The sequence below is a fragment of the Paenibacillus sp. O199 genome (assembly GCF_001636635.1).
In the GTDB taxonomy this organism is placed as follows: Bacteria; Bacillota; Bacilli; order Paenibacillales; family Paenibacillaceae; genus Paenibacillus; species Paenibacillus marchantiae.
On the sequence record NZ_LGRP01000005.1, the window covers coordinates 1 to 14,856 of the forward strand.

The window sequence follows — 14,856 nt, forward strand, 5'->3', positions numbered from 1 at the left end:
CGTAAACGCGGTTGTCCTTGCGGAGCGGACAGCGGCACTTGCGGGCAAAGTCGCCATCGACTTCGGCAAAGCCAACAACATCATTTTGAAAGGCCGCGCCAACTAGTTTGTAAAAGTGGATACTACAACAAAAAATCCCGGACTCCTTGGAGCCGGGATTTTTGTCTGTTCATCATAAGATGCCATATGATAACACTCTTCCTGTTGAACCTTCTGTTCACAGGAACCAATTGGTGGCTGCAATACCATAGAACACTTCGGGTCCGGTTCGTACCGATGTGGATACCCCTGAAATAAACGAGGTATACACACTTTCCAGTGCAGGCGGTGCGGACAGATCCTGTGCAGTGAACGAATGAAATTCAGCGCCACCGTTCTGACCTACTGTACCTTCGGCGCGATAGATTACAAAGAACGGATCGTAAACACTGCCCCGTACAAGTTCAACAACGAACGTATCCCCCACTTCTCCAGTAACGCCAACCGTGCCATTCAAGGTGATAATGGGGTTTGGGACACCAAGGGTCTGCAGACCAATGGAGCCAAACGCTTCCGGCGAAGGAGACAGGGACAAACCCGGCTGTCCTACGAATCCCGAGTTCATCGAACTTCTCATATCGAGAAACACACCCATGAGTAACACCTCCAATGCTATGGGATACGTTATTCTATGAATCTCGACTCTCTTTGGACTGGATGGGTAACAGATTCCATCCACCTATTTTTATTTGCCCTCGGTTAATGGTATATTGAACTGCATAACGAAATGAACGGATCGTATGCACACAAGCGGTACAGGCTGTTCAGAAGGAGATTACTATTTATGAATAAACGTAAACGCCCAACAGGCAATACATCGGCCAAGGGGAAAGCATCCGCAGGTTCGTCCACAGCACGGTCTGGTCGGTCCACTTTTACTTCCGCCAAATCATCAGGACCATCCGCATCACGCAATGCAGGAGCGGCGAAGAAGCCAGTAGCCGCCAAATCCTCCGCGGCTCCCAAGAAGGCCGGAGCACCCAAACCCAAAGCAGCCAAACGCTCGGGCAATTCCTATTATCGCAAGCAAGAACCACCACGCCCATACAAGGTTACTGAACCGGATGAGCTGCTCAACTTCTTGCTGAAGCACTTGAAGTCCGGCCGGAATGCGGTCAAATCCATTCTGGGTCGTGGTCAGGTTTCCGTTGATCAGAAAGTGGTGACCAAGTTTAATCTGGAGCTGACGCCAGGGCAAATCGTAACGATCAGCAAAGAAGGCGCAGTTGCCGCTCCTTCCCTGACGGGCATTAACATTTTGCATGAAGACGATGATATCATCGTCATTCGCAAGGAAGCCGGACTGCTATCCATTGCCGCTGACAAAAGTGATGATCTTACCGCTTATCGCCAGTTGACCGAGCATGTTCGCCGTACCGACGCGCTGAACCGAATATTTATTGTCCATCGTCTGGACCGCGACACTTCAGGTGTCATGATGTTTGCCAAGAGTGAAGAAGTGCAGCAGAAGCTGCAGGACAACTGGAAAGAGAATGTACAGGAACGTTTGTATATTGCCCTTGTGGAAGGCGCCGTTGCGAAAGAAGAGGGCACCATTTCCTCATGGTTGAAAGAAACCAAAACGCTCAAAATGTATTCTAGTTCTCGCCCGAATGATGGACAACATGCCATTACTCACTACAAACGTCTACAGTCGAACCGCGAGTTCTCCTTGCTGGAAGTCCGTCTGGAAACGGGACGCAAAAACCAGATTCGTGTGCATATGGAAGATCTGGGCCATCCCATCGCAGGCGACAAAAAATACGGTGCTCATACCAAAACACTGGGTCGCCTGGGACTGCATGCACGAGTTCTCTCGTTCATCCATCCAACGTCGGGTGAGTTGATGAGATTTGAGACCGACATTCCGAAACAGTTCCTCTATCCATTCCGTACGGATGCTCCACCAGCGAACTAACGGGATGATTCAAAGAACAGGCATTGCTGACTCAGCGATTTCAGCCGATTCTGGACAAGCCTCGGTGCCGGAACTGGCCGATGGACTGACCACGCCTGAAAGGAGGAAGCGATACTGAAAAACTTGCTGATTACCGGTTATCGCGCACATGAACTACAGATCTTTGGACAGAAGCATGAGGGAATTCCTTTCATCAAAAAGGCGATCTCCTCCCGTCTTACGCCCCTGGTCGAAGACGGGCTGGAATGGGTGCTGACACCGGGCCAATACGGTGTAGACCTGTGGGCCTGCGAAGTGGTGCTTGAGCTGAAAAAGACGTTCCCGGATCTGAAGCTGTCCATCATTACCGCTTTTCAGAATCCCGAGGAACAATGGAAGGAAGACAAACAGGAATATTATCGCTCCATTCTGCAAAGTGTGGACTATTATGGTGCGATTAGTCATCAGCCGTATATCGGCCCGTGGCAGTTTACTGCGCGGGATGACTTACTGCTGCGCAAAAGCGACGGTCTCCTGCTCGTGTATGATGAAGATGCCGGGGATGGAAGTCCCCGTTTTATTAAGGAAAAAGCGGTCAAAAAACAGCAGAATGAAGATTATACGATCATCAGCGTCACCTCAGAGGATATCCAATCGGTCGCCGAAGATGAACGGATGAACGATGTTGGGGATTATGAAGATTCTTCATTCTGATCTGCGCACGACTGGAGTAGCAAAGAATGACGTACATATGTTTTTTTTGGCGGTAGGTTGGGTATAAGTAGTAGTAAAACTGCGATTACCATGTCGTATGGGACAAAGGGGAACTGCAACCATGACATTAACGCCAGAGCAGCGCATTCAACTGCATGGATTCAACAACCTGACCAAGTCGCTGAGTTTCAATATGTACGATATCTGTTATACGAAAACCAAAGATGAGCGCGAAGCTTACATTGAATATATTGATGAACAATATAATGCGGCCCGGTTGAGCAAAATCCTGAACAACGTGTCTGACATTATCGGTGCCCATGTGCTGAATGTCGCCCAACAGGACTATGTTCCCCAGGGCGCAAGTGTGACGATGCTTGTCTCGGAAGGCCCCATTGTGGAGATCCCTGAAGAATCCTTCGATGAATCTCCAGGCCCTCTGCCCGATAATGTCGTCATGCAGCTCGACAAAAGCCATATTACCGTTCATACGTACCCCGAATTCCACCCGAGCGAAGGCATCAGTACGTTCCGGGCAGATATTGACGTCTCTACCTGCGGTGAAATCTCGCCGCTAAAGGCACTGAACTATCTGATCCACTCGTTCGATACGGATATCATGACGATGGATTACCGGGTACGTGGCTTTACACGGGATACGAGTGGACGCAAGCTGTTCATTGATCATGAGATCGGCTCAATCCAGAATTACATTCCGGATGAGATCAAGAGCAGCTTCGACATGATTGACGTGAACGTCTATCAGGAGAACATTTTTCACACCAAGTGTAAACTGAAAGAATTCGATCTCGATAATTATCTGTTTGGTTATACCAAAGATAAACTGAGCAAGGCCGAGCAACAGGAAATTACGGAGTGGTTGAAGCTGGAGATGGATGAGATTTATTATGGCAAAAACATCAATCGTCCTTCTTCATAGCTGATTCGTAAGGACTGATTCATACGGGCTGGGACAAGGATAAGATGTCATGAAGCAGGATTTCGTAATGGAAGCCTCCGTCATGCGCTTGTCCTTTTCTTTTGCCTAACTTGACAGGCAGTAGCTCATTTTTTTATGATGAAAGCAATTGCATTTCCATTGAAGGAGACTGAGCCGTTGATTGAAACGAACACTTCCAGACGCAATGAATCTCTGTTACAAGCGCTGAACGTACAGCACAAGGTTACCACTGAAAATATTGCCAATGCAGACACACCCAATTACAAAAAGAAATCGGTGGAGTTTGAGGAAGAGCTTAGACGTATCATTGAGAATGGCAAAACAGATCAGCTCGATATGAAACGGACTCATGAGAAACACTTTCCGGTCAGTAATCCCAATGACTCCATCGTAAACTACCGTATTGTCGAGAACAACGAAACATCCATGAATAATAACAACAATAACGTTGATATTGACAAGGAAATGGCGAATCTTTCGGAGAATCAGCTTATGTATAACTACATGGTTGATCGGGTCAGCGGGCACTACAAGAAAATGAAAAACCTGTTGCAGGATATGAAATAATGAATGGTAGAGCAGCCCTTTGGCTGCTTTTTGTTTTGTCTACATTCGGAAACATGTAGATGATCTATTTTGAATTATATTGATCTATATTAAACGCATTTAGCGTCGCTTTTCTTTTCCTAATCAGGAGGATATGCTCCCCTACTTGTGCCCTTTTTCGGTATCCTCTCTGTTTCGTAGTATAATGAGATAAAATGTATGATTTCATATCCAATAAAAGAGGTGCAACATGGCTCCACGTCATTTAAATGCTTTTCAAGGCTCCAAAGTCCGGCTGGCTGCTCCTTGCCCAGAAGACTGCATGCGGCTCTCCCGCTTTACTGACAGTTATGATTACTTGCGTAATCTGGATACCGATATTGCTGTTCCGCTAACGCCGGATGAGACGGGGTCATCCGCAGTTCGTAGAGACAATGGCTTTGAATTTGCACTGCGTACTCTCGAGGACAATCGGTTCATCGGATTCACGGCCCTCTACCGAATTGAGTGGAATAACCGCTCTGCACGCCTGGCAATTGGTATTGGTGATGACAAAGATCGGGGCAAAGGATACGGCAGTGATGCTCTCGCCCTGATTATTCGTTATGGATTCCATGAATTGAATCTGAACCGGATTGCGCTCGAAGTGATTGAATACAATGAAGCTGCGAGGCGCGCCTATCTGAAAGCCGGATTTCGGGAGGAAGGCCGTCAGCGCTCTGCCGTTCTACGGGATGGCACGCATTATGATCTGATCTCCATGAGTATCCTTGCAGAAGAATGGTCAACGCAGACCAAACTTCCGCTCGCGTTTCAGTCTACTCATGTCCAAGGAGCTAAACAGACGGAAGATCACTCAGACTCACGATTGGTCGCTGCCGAAGGATCTGCGTTGTCCTTACTTAACACCAAAGGTACAGAGAACTCTCCTGTCCAACCTCGGATTGGTGTCGGAGCGGTCATCCTCAACGAACGTAATGAAGTCCTTTTGGTTTGGCGGAATCGTCAGCCTGAACAGTACACCTGGAGTATCCCTGGGGGCAAAGTCGACCCATACGAATCCATTGAAATGACCGTCATTCGGGAGATTAAGGAAGAAGTCGATCTGGATATTACCATCGACAAGCTGCTCTGCACCGCAGAGACGATCCGACCTGAAAAACAAGAACATTGGATTTCCGTCCTCTACTCAACTCGAGTTATTGGTGGCATTGCTCGTAACCTCGAAGAAGGCGGAGCGATTGGTGAGATCGGTTGGTTCCCGCTGGATGATCTGCCATCGCCACTTGCTAGTTTCGCGGGGCCTGGTCTGGAAGTTGCGAAGAAACTCCATCTTTATTCGGAAGATTGAAATCGGGAGAAACGAACCTCATTACGGTCAGACAAGTCATATAAAGAAAAACAACCGCCGAACTCCTCTCTCTAACATAAAGGAGAGCTTGGCGGTTGTTTTCAGTTTTCTGAGCAATTTGCTTCTTTGTGGTAGTCTCAGTACGTGTATACATAACTTTTTTCCCAAAATCAAGAACCGTTTGGCCCTTTGCACGGTCTAATACGCAACAACATCCATGAAAGGAGGAGCCATGTGACCCCTGCTCAACTGACCATCGCCGCACAAAAAGGGGATGCCGAGGCTTTTGCAGCCTTAATGGAGATGCATCAGAGCCGACTGTACCGGATCGCCTGTGCCTATCTGCACAACGAGGGCGATGCGCTGGAAGCGATACAGGAATGCACCTACAGAGCTTATCGAAAGCTCAAGAAATTAAAAGAACCCTCCTATTTCGCCACTTGGCTGATCCGCATTCTGCTGAACTACTGTGCGGACGAACGCAAACGCAAGAGCCGGTTCAGCCACGTTACCGAAATTCATGAACCCAGCAGCTGGGACCAGCCCGCAGACCCTGATCTGGCCGCAGCCGTCTCTGCGCTGGATCGGGATTGCAAACCAATTATTATTCTAAGCTATTTCGAAGGTTTCTCCTTAACAGAGGTCGCTGATATTCTCGAAATTCCGACCGGAACCGTAAAATCCCGACTGCATCGAGCACTTAGGCAGCTCCGGGACCAACTTGAAACGAAAGGAGATGTAACTCATGAGCGATGAGATGAAGTCATTTGAAGCCATTGAGCAGCGTCTGAATGATCGTAAAACAGAATACGACGCCATGTCTGTACCGGATGCCGAAGCATATCAGGCTGTACAGGCCGGAATTCGTCAGGCTGCGCGCAAGCGCAAGTCCCGGCTGCGCTGGGTTATGAGCTCCATATCGGCAGCCGCAATCATCCTCGTGTTTACGGGATGTATCCGCGTCTCCCCCGCTTTTGCGTCCTTTGTGGAGCAACTGCCAGGCATGGAGGGCATCGTCAGTATGATTCGCCAGGACAAAGGGTTAATGATGGCCATCGATCAATCCCTCTTGCAGAAGGTTGGTGTGACCGATGAGCATGATGGAGCTTCGGTGACCGTGGACAGCATCATTACAGATGAGTCACGCATGGTTATTTTTTACACGATGAAAGGCATGAAAGATCCAGACAAGGGTATGTATGACATCGATTTGCTTGATGAGCATGGTAAAAAGCTGCCTGTTGCGTTTAGCTATTCCACTCCTAAGCCGGCTTCAGAAAGTGGCATTTATGAGGATAAAATCGATGTCTCATTTACACAATCTTTACCCCCACAAGAGTTGACCGTTGTATTTAAGGAACGAGGTAAGGAACCGAATAATAAGTGGAAAGTCACTTTCCCAGTGGATCGCAGCTTAACGAAAGGCATGAAAAAAATCATTCCCATAAACCAAACAATGACCGTGGACGGGCAGCGTATTCAAGTAAAACAGGCCATTCTGTATCCCACTCGTCTTGTACTTGATATCGAATATGATCGGAACAACACCAAAAAAATCTTCGGAATTCGTGATTTGCAGTTGGTAGATGAGCAAGGCCGAGCATGGCGAACGGATTCCTCCTCCATCGGAGGCTCTGGAAGTTCTGTCTTTTTCGAGAGCATGTACTTCTCCACTCCGAAAAAACTGACACTGCAGGGGTCTGGTCTTTCAGCGGTGGATAAGGACGAACTGGTTATCAGCATCAATCCATCTTCAGGTGAAATACAAGGTGGCCCATCGAGTTTGAAATTCCTGCAAAGCAAGGTAAAGGGCAAAGATCTGGTCATCGAGTTTTCAATTGCAGACGCTCAAGATTCCATTTCTGCTCTGTCATTTACCAATATCAAGGACAGTAAAGGAAAGCCTTTCGAAATTAATGAGTTAGGCTGGAGTCCTTCAGGTGAAACTGGGATCTCCGAAGCAAGGATTTTTATTAAAAATGCAGCCGCAGCCAAAGGAAATCTGACAATGGAAATATTCTCTTATCCTGATCAAAGTCGTGCACCGTTCTCTATTGAAATTCCTGTGACTCCCTAAAGGAAATGTAACAGCCATAATCGCAAACCACATGAAGTAGCCATGTACTATAATGAAAATATCAATCATCTAGAATTAAATCGATATGTTCACAAGAAAGGGTGTTTCCACAATGAATAACCGTTCGATCCGTTACCCGCAACCACTCGCTCAGGGAAATACCATTGGCGTGGCTGCACCATCCAGCGGTGTAAGTGAATCCTTGCATCATTACCTTGAAGAGAGCAGGCACAACATGGAGCGCCTTGGTTTTAGTGTTCAGGAGAGCCCATTTCTACGGCATAACGCCAAATGTGTAAGTTCCTCCAAGGAAGATCGCGCTGCCGAGATCAATGCATTTTTCCGTGACCCTGAGATTCAGGCTATTATCCCTCCGTGGGGTGGAGAGTTCCTTATGGATATCCTGCCCCTGCTGGATTGGGAAGCTTTGAAAACGTTGCCTCCCAAATGGGTCATGGGATATTCGGATATCAGTACCTTTTTATTCGCATACACCCTGATCACCGGAACAGCTTCGGCACATGGTACGAACTACGTGGATCTAAGATCCAACGAGCTCGATCCGGTGACCGCCCGCTGGATTGATGTATTACAGACAGGCCAGGGAGGCCAGATCACTCAATCTTCCTCCACTCACTATCAATCGGAATGGAAACCGGAGTTATCGAGGTTTAATCTGGATACCTCTTCTCGCTGGAAACAGCTAGGGCAGTCCGAAGGAGAAGACTCTCAAGTTACATTCTCAGGTCGGTTGATCGGTGGCTGTATGGATACAATCACCTGTCTGATTGGCACACCTTATGCACCAGTTGAAGCGTATCTTGATCAGTATTGTGCAGAAGAAGGAACGATCTGGTATCTGGAAAGCTGTGAGATGAATGCGGGTGATATCTACCGTCATCTGTGGCAGATGAGACAGGCAGGCTGGTTTGCAGGCGTAAAAGGCTTCATGTTCGGTCGACCTGCTGGTTATACCGATACAGGAGATTTCAACTTCATCGATGCCCTGTCTTCGGCTCTCGGAGATATGGATGTTCCCGTACTGTATGATGTGGATCTTGGCCACATCCCGCCACAGTTAACTTTTGTGAATGGCGCACTGGGCAATGTGGCTTATCAGAATGGGCATGGAAGACTTGAGATGGCATTTGTGTGATCACCTTTTGTAGGCAGATGCATACCTTGAAGTAAGAAATTATTTTGAGGAAGGGTTGTGCATCATGTCTGAATCCACATCCACACCATCCGCACGGGTCGTATACCAAGCCAATCAACCAATGCTCCAATCCGTGCAAAGTGTGCGGAATATGCTTCATCATACAGCCCGGCAGCATGTAGGCAAGAATGTGCAAGTCCAGAATATCGATGGTCAGGTATGGGAAGGCGTCATTATCAGCGCAGATCGGGGAATACTGTATCTCCAGGTTACGCCGATGCATGGATATCCTGAGCCACGTGCCTTGTTTGGACCAACCATTCTGCCACTCGTGCTGTATGAGCTGTTGGTCATTACCCTGTTGATGTAGTTGTTTTTTGTCTCGATTGAGCCTAACCCAAGAAGCTTCACTCCCTTTGACCATCAGGCCCGGGAGCGAAGCCTTTTTGGGTTTTAGGAGTTATCGGGTTATCAATTTGGTGTGAATGTATGGCATTAATCTCTGCAACCTGAATGACTTCCTGTAGTTCGTGCGGTATGTTTCCTTGCTAACGTGTGAAATATGATACAATGGTGTCGGCACCAAGCCTTATCTCATATGAACGGAGCTTGATCCGGTTGGAATATATCCCTCATGATCCTCCACCCGTGCCTCAGTCTGAGACGGAGCTGGTTGGGACAAATCACACTGAACAATCCCGCGTGATTGCAATCTGTCTATTGGCAGGCAAGATCATGCTGCAAAGCGGCGGTGAAACCTATCGTGTGGAAGATACGATGAAACGCATGGCTGCCGCGCTGGGCCTTCCCCATTCGCACAGTTATGTTGTGCCCACAGGTATCTTCTTCTCGGTTGATGCAACCGAGCCTGCCAAGCTGATACGGATCTCTGAACGAACCACAGATTTGCACAAGGTATCCGAAGTGAATGCCGTTTCCCGGCGTATTGGGCAAGGTGAATTGTCCGTTGAGGATGCCTATGCATTGTTACTACAAATTGAGGGACAGCCCTCCTCCTATTCTGCGGTTGTGCGGCTTACGGCGGCGGCGTTATCCAGTGGGTGCTTTACCATTATGTTTGGTGGAGGCTGGGTCGACTTTCTCCCTGCGGTACTCTGCGGTGGTATTGGTTATGCAGCGGTCATTGCCTTCCATCGACTGGTACTCGTGAAATTTTTTGCCGAGCTGACAGCTTCATTTGTCATCGGTTTGCTCGCCTTTTTGCTTGTCTATATGGGCGCGGGTCATGAACGGGACAAAATCATTATTGGCTCAGTCATGCCCCTGGTACCGGGACTGCTGATTACCAATGCTGTGCGTGACCTGATGGCCGGGCATCTCGTGTCCGGGTTATCCAAGGGAGCCGAGGCGTTTCTGACGGCTTTTGCGATTGGTACCGGCATTGCTGTTGTTTTTTCACTTTTTACGTAAGATGGAGGAGTTGCAGGTTATGCTTCATTTTATTGAACAGGCCCTGACCAGCTTCGTTGCCTCGGCCGCATTCGGTATTATTTTCAACGCTCCTCGGCGCATGCTGCTTCACGGTGGATTTGTCGGCATGATCGGCTGGATCATCTATATTGTGCTCGAATATGCTGCGGATGCTGTTCCTGCTACCTTGGCAGCGACCATCGCGGTAGGTGTCATCAGCCAGCTGTTCTCCCGCATGTTTCGCGCGCCCGTCATTATCTTTAGCGTGGCAGGCATCATTCCGCTCGTTCCCGGTGGACTGGCGTATAATGCGATGCGTAATTTTGTGCAAAATGACTACGGTGCAGCCATGGAGATGGCTGCCAAGGCACTCATGTTATCCGGTGCCATCGCGATCGGACTTGTATTGTCCGAGGTGCTCAACCAAATGATTCGTCGTATACCCGAATCACTGCGAGCAAAATCCTAACACAGTAAATGAATATATTATCACTAAACTAAACGATAAAGACCCGTTAGAGACAGGGTAAACGCTGTCTCTAACGGGTCTTCTATATTTCCAGCCAATGTTGATCCGTTATTATCTAATATGCAGCGTTTTGTTTTCATCATTGTATCCATTTGTTCGATAACTGTACGATCCATAAAAAGAACTCCCCATGTCTGTTGGACACTCCTTGTCCATTGGTGTACGGTAAACCATTCTCTTTTATGGCAAAGCACGCTTCATCACCGACGCCAATAAATCCGCCGCCACACCACTTCCGGATCTCATATAATGCTCTGCATCCGTACGATCAAATCCCATCCAGACTGCAGCCGTCCACTTGCTCGTATATCCTACAAACCACAGATCCCTGTTCGCCTCCTTGCTTACACCAGGTAATGCAGCTTGCGTTGTTCCTGTCTTCCCCGCTACCTTATGCTGACTCAGCTGTGCCCTTCTACCTGTTCCTTGACTGACCACATCTTGGAGCATGCCGGTCATGGCAGTTGCCGTGCTGGTGGATATCACCTGCTTGTTCTCTGGCTTAAAAGCATAGATTTTCCGGCCGCGTGAATCCGTAATTTCACGAATTAGATGCGCCGTATTGAACTTGCCGTTATTGGCAAACACGGAATATGCCTGGGCCATTTTTAGTGGAGACACCCCTTTATGCAAACCACCTAAGGCAATCGACAGATTAAGATCCTCCTTGCCCAGTTCAATGCCCAATCGACCTGCAAATTGATGTGCGCGTCCCAGTCCTGTCTCATGCAGCAGCCATACGGCCGGAGCATTGATGGAATTTTCAATGGCTTGCGACATCGTAACTGTACCTCTGTAACGCCCACCCAAGTTGCTTGGTTGATAACTCCCATATTTCATGCGTTGATCAGGCAGCATGCTCTCTGGCTTAAACCGACCTGATTCCAATGCAGGTCCGTATGCAATAATGGGCTTAAATGCAGAACCAGGTTGCCTTGCATCCGTGGTTGCCCGGTTAATGCCTCCTTTTACGGGGTCTCGCCCGCCCATCATCGCTTTGACTTCACCGTTATGCTGGTCCAGTATGATCATACTCGCCTGCACTTGCTCATCCTCACGATCATCGGTGAACCGTGAAGATTCACGGAATGTTTGCTCCATCGCCAGCTGCGCCTGATCATCCAATCCCGTACGAATGGTCCAGCCTGCGGATTGAATCTCTGCTCCACTCTTACCTGTGAGACGAGAAGCCTCCTCAATTACCGCATCCAAGGCAGACACGTAAGCAGGCGCTGTTGAGCCTGGAGTCGATTCAACTGTAGAATTGAGCGGTGTATAGTCCACATTTCGCGCTTCCTCCATCTGTTTTTTAGTAATAATTCCTTGCTCATGCATGATACCAAGAACCACAGAACGCCTCTCTTTGGACAGGTCTTCCCGATCCACCGGATTGTATATAGAAGGTCCCTTCGGAATGCCGGCCAGCGTAGCCATTTGCCAGATCTCCAGCTGATGTAGATCCTTAATCCCGAAGTATCGCCAAGCCGCGGCTTTAACGCCATATTGCTGGCGTCCCATATAAATATGATTCAAATATAGCTCTAATAGCTCATCCTTGCTAAATCTCTTTTCCATCGCCATGGCAATCGACATTTCATTCACCTTGCGAACCAGCGTTTTATCTCCGTTCAAATACAGATTTCTGGCCAGTTGCTGTGTAATCGAGCTGCCTCCTTGACTCAGGTTCATATGTAAAACATCCTGCACAACCGCCCTGCCAATGCCGATAAAATCCAGGCCATCGTGGTTATAGAAACGTCGATCTTCCGTAGCCAGAAACGCCTGCTTTAACAGATCGGGCATATCCTTTAAATCAGCATGCAGCGCATATCCCTTGGTTTGTACTTGTAATCTTGAAATTTCTGTTCCATCCGCATTGGTAATGATCGTGGAAGAGGCCACCGAAATGGCCTCAGGATGATTGCGAAGGACACCTTCGCCGTAAGTAACTAGATAGATATAGCCGACCGCAAGCAAAATAACGATTACTACAGAGGCATCAAATATATGATAAATTCCGCGCCTTATGCTGGATCTCAACATTCAGGCTCCCTAAATACATGTGGATTGGAGCCTGAATGTTCCTGTTGCTTCATTTCCATAGAATCCAGGGCAAGCTCCAGCCTTAACGTCTGTTCATACGCCAACCTGACCCAGTGCTGAACCTCCGCTTCATCCCGACAGCGGCCTTCCATGATCGTATCCAGCGAAGAACGAACACCGTAGAGAGTCAGTTTAATCGGCAGATCGGCACTTATGCGACCAGATTGTGATCCAAGCAAATCTGCTTGAATACGTTGCTTATGGCTTCTCTCACTTTCTAACACCATTTGTTGCCGGCTACTTTTATCATCATACATACCAGAACTGAACCATTCTTCGCCTCTCGTCTCTCGATCTGTCCACTCCTGGTCTGAACTATTTAAGCGCTCCGCTTGAATACGCATCGCAATGTCATTCAGATCCGCGGCAATCTGTCGCAACTCTCCTCCGTTCAACACTTCTATCTGTGCTGGAATTCGGCCATTTGCCAGTTCATGAGTTCCACGACCAATCACCTTGAGGTCATCTGCAATCTTCTGGGATCGAATCCAAAAAAACAACGCAAACATACCCCCACCGATGAATATAACCAATGGCGTTGTACCAATATGGTTTATCACCCAGTACATAATGCGAGTTATTCCTGTTGTCTCCGATAGGATATGATGGTGGGCAAAACGTAACATGTGATAAACGACAAATAGGAGCGCTACGCTAAGTAACGCGCTTGCTCCGCAAATATATATGTAGCTCAATCTGACTGTACGTAATAATAATCTCATATTCGGTATCCTCCTCAATTTTGCAGTTCATGTGTACGATTGAGGTTAAGAATACCGAATATTTCTTAATGAGGAAGTGGGTAACTTCTTATCATTTTCTTAATTAAGCATTTAGCATAGATGCTGAATCAAGCAATAAACTCTCTTATATAAGAAGAGGATTCTGCCAGGTTACCGTTCCTCTGTGTCTCTGTTCATCGGAGGAGCAGTCACCGGAAAACGCGTAACAAAATCGGTCCGGCCCTGTTCACTGTAGGCAGTGATACTCCCGCGATGTAATTCAATCATGGATTTGGCAATAGCCAGCCCCAGTCCGGTGCCGCCTGTGTCGCGAGAGCGGGATTTGTCCACCCGGTAGAATCGATCGAATAAGTGCGGCAAATCCTGCGCCGGAATGGGTTCACCATAATTGCTAATGCGCACCACAGCTTCTTCACCTTCAAGAGACAACGCAATCTCCATCACTTTACCCTGTGCCCCATAACGGATCGCGTTACTGAACAGGTTCTCATACGCACGAACAAGCTCGCCAGGAGCGGCCTGAATCCATAAAGGTTCTTGTCCACCAATGATCTTGTATGTCATGCCCGCTTCTTCCAGCATCGGAGCGAACTCCTCCGCAAGCTGCATCAGGAATGGATTCAGGTTCAAGGAAGTCAATGACAAGGGTAAGCTACCACCACTGACACGGGTATATTCGAACAAATCGTCGATCAGCTTCCTCAATGTTAAGGATTTCTCGTACGCAATACTCACGTAATAGCGCATCTCAATTTCATCCTGGTACCGATCCTTCTCTATGTATTCCAAAAATCCGAGAATGGAGGTCAGCGGCGTCCTCAAATCATGAGAAATGCCTGTAATCAATTCATTTTTGGCAGCAACTGCGCTGCGCTCCTCCTGCAATGACAGCTGCAATTGTTCAGCCATCTGATTAACACTGGCAGCCACAACGCCAAATTCATCCGATGTCTTCACTTCGATCCGATGAGACAGCTCCCCTTTGGCAACTTCCTGAATTCCCGCCGTAATCTCGTCCAGAACCAGCATCACCCTGCGCGTGAACAGGAAAAAGAACAGCACAAAGCCAAGTATGCCAACCATAATCATTAGTGGCACCGACCCAATATGGTTCACCAGCCACCTGATGCCCCTTGCAGGGATCGAATAATTAGGATAGGTCTGAGCCGCCAGAATGGAGTGTACAACTTTGCTGCCCCCATACAAAATAGCCGCCGTAAAAATGCCACTCAGCAGAAATGCGTAGATAAATTTCCACCGGACTGTGTTAATTAATTTTGAATTCATCTAGGAACTCCTTGCTCACGCT

General features: G+C 48.0%; 17 protein-coding genes and 1 pseudogene. 13 read left to right on the plus strand and 5 right to left on the minus strand.

What is annotated here, in order from left to right:
• Positions 1-106 (plus strand): GT-D fold domain-containing protein (locus A6049_RS34550; protein ID WP_481852588.1); only part of this gene is annotated, 106 nt, incomplete at its 5' end.
• A gap of 111 nt (positions 107-217) precedes the next feature.
• Here A6049_RS34550 and A6049_RS09065 read toward each other — a convergent pair.
• Entirely contained in the window at positions 218-634 is a 417-nt protein-coding gene (locus A6049_RS09065) for a hypothetical protein (RefSeq protein WP_063564344.1), read from the minus strand.
• Between the two features lie 189 nt (positions 635-823).
• Here A6049_RS09065 and A6049_RS09070 point away from each other — a divergent pair, with 189 nt between their 5' ends.
• The 12 genes and pseudogenes from A6049_RS09070 (at position 824) to A6049_RS09120 (ending at position 10,641) form a co-directional block, all read left to right on the plus strand.
• Positions 824-1,957 (plus strand): RluA family pseudouridine synthase, encoded by a 1,134-nt coding sequence (locus tag A6049_RS09070; RefSeq protein WP_063564345.1) that lies wholly within the window; start codon positions 824-826, stop codon positions 1,955-1,957.
• 114 nt (positions 1,958-2,071) lie between these two features.
• Entirely contained in the window at positions 2,072-2,650 is a 579-nt protein-coding gene (locus A6049_RS09075; RefSeq protein WP_063564346.1) for an SLOG family protein, read from the plus strand.
• Between the two features lie 121 nt (positions 2,651-2,771).
• Positions 2,772-3,590 (plus strand): adenosylmethionine decarboxylase, encoded by an 819-nt coding sequence (speD, locus tag A6049_RS09080; protein ID WP_063564347.1) that lies wholly within the window; start codon positions 2,772-2,774, stop codon positions 3,588-3,590.
• 177 nt (positions 3,591-3,767) lie between these two features.
• The gene (gene flgB, locus A6049_RS09085; RefSeq protein WP_063564348.1) at positions 3,768-4,178 is read left to right on the plus strand and encodes a flagellar basal body rod protein FlgB; all 411 of its coding nucleotides are present in this window, start codon (positions 3,768-3,770) and stop codon (positions 4,176-4,178) included.
• A 229-nt stretch (positions 4,179-4,407) separates the two neighbouring features.
• Positions 4,408-4,899: pseudogene (locus A6049_RS34020) on the plus strand (GNAT family N-acetyltransferase); the annotation flags it as partial.
• 201 nt (positions 4,900-5,100) lie between these two features.
• Positions 5,101-5,508 (plus strand): NUDIX domain-containing protein, encoded by a 408-nt coding sequence (locus A6049_RS09090; protein WP_240321368.1) that lies wholly within the window; start codon positions 5,101-5,103, stop codon positions 5,506-5,508.
• 234 nt (positions 5,509-5,742) lie between these two features.
• Complete coding sequence (locus A6049_RS09095) at positions 5,743-6,264, plus strand: RNA polymerase sigma factor (protein ID WP_063564349.1); 522 nt, start codon at positions 5,743-5,745, stop codon at positions 6,262-6,264.
• Positions 6,254-7,585, plus strand: coding sequence for a DUF4179 domain-containing protein (locus tag A6049_RS09100; protein WP_063564350.1), 1,332 nt, complete (start codon positions 6,254-6,256; stop codon positions 7,583-7,585). Before A6049_RS09095 ends, A6049_RS09100 begins: the two co-directional genes overlap by 11 nt.
• Positions 7,586-7,697: 112 nt before the next feature.
• Positions 7,698-8,741, plus strand: coding sequence for a S66 family peptidase (locus A6049_RS09105; RefSeq protein WP_063564351.1), 1,044 nt, complete (start codon positions 7,698-7,700; stop codon positions 8,739-8,741).
• Between the two features lie 64 nt (positions 8,742-8,805).
• Positions 8,806-9,111 carry a hypothetical protein gene (locus A6049_RS09110; protein ID WP_063564352.1) on the plus strand — a complete coding sequence of 102 codons (306 nt, stop codon included), beginning with the start codon at positions 8,806-8,808 and terminating at the stop codon, positions 9,109-9,111.
• 365 nt (positions 9,112-9,476) lie between these two features.
• Positions 9,477-10,172, plus strand: coding sequence for a threonine/serine exporter family protein (locus A6049_RS09115; protein WP_240321369.1), 696 nt, complete (start codon positions 9,477-9,479; stop codon positions 10,170-10,172).
• 19 nt (positions 10,173-10,191) lie between these two features.
• On the plus strand, positions 10,192-10,641 hold the full coding sequence (locus A6049_RS09120; RefSeq protein ID WP_063564353.1) for a threonine/serine exporter family protein: 450 nt from the start codon (positions 10,192-10,194) through the stop codon (positions 10,639-10,641).
• A gap of 23 nt (positions 10,642-10,664) precedes the next feature.
• On the opposite strand, the gene A6049_RS33225 is transcribed toward A6049_RS09120, so the two are convergent.
• From A6049_RS33225 to A6049_RS09135, 4 genes are all read right to left on the minus strand, one after another.
• The gene (locus A6049_RS33225; protein ID WP_161490568.1) at positions 10,665-10,817 is read right to left on the minus strand and encodes a hypothetical protein; all 153 of its coding nucleotides are present in this window, start codon (positions 10,815-10,817) and stop codon (positions 10,665-10,667) included.
• Between the two features lie 64 nt (positions 10,818-10,881).
• Positions 10,882-12,744, minus strand: coding sequence for a transglycosylase domain-containing protein (locus tag A6049_RS09125; protein ID WP_063564354.1), 1,863 nt, complete (start codon positions 12,742-12,744; stop codon positions 10,882-10,884).
• The gene (locus A6049_RS09130) at positions 12,738-13,526 is read right to left on the minus strand and encodes a HAMP domain-containing protein (RefSeq protein ID WP_145921912.1); all 789 of its coding nucleotides are present in this window, start codon (positions 13,524-13,526) and stop codon (positions 12,738-12,740) included. The genes A6049_RS09125 and A6049_RS09130 overlap by 7 nt, the downstream gene beginning before the upstream one ends.
• Positions 13,527-13,697: 171 nt before the next feature.
• Positions 13,698-14,834, minus strand: a complete 1,137-nt coding sequence (locus tag A6049_RS09135) for a sensor histidine kinase (RefSeq protein ID WP_063564356.1) — start codon at positions 14,832-14,834, stop codon at positions 13,698-13,700.
• Between the last annotated feature and the right edge of the window lie 22 nt (positions 14,835-14,856).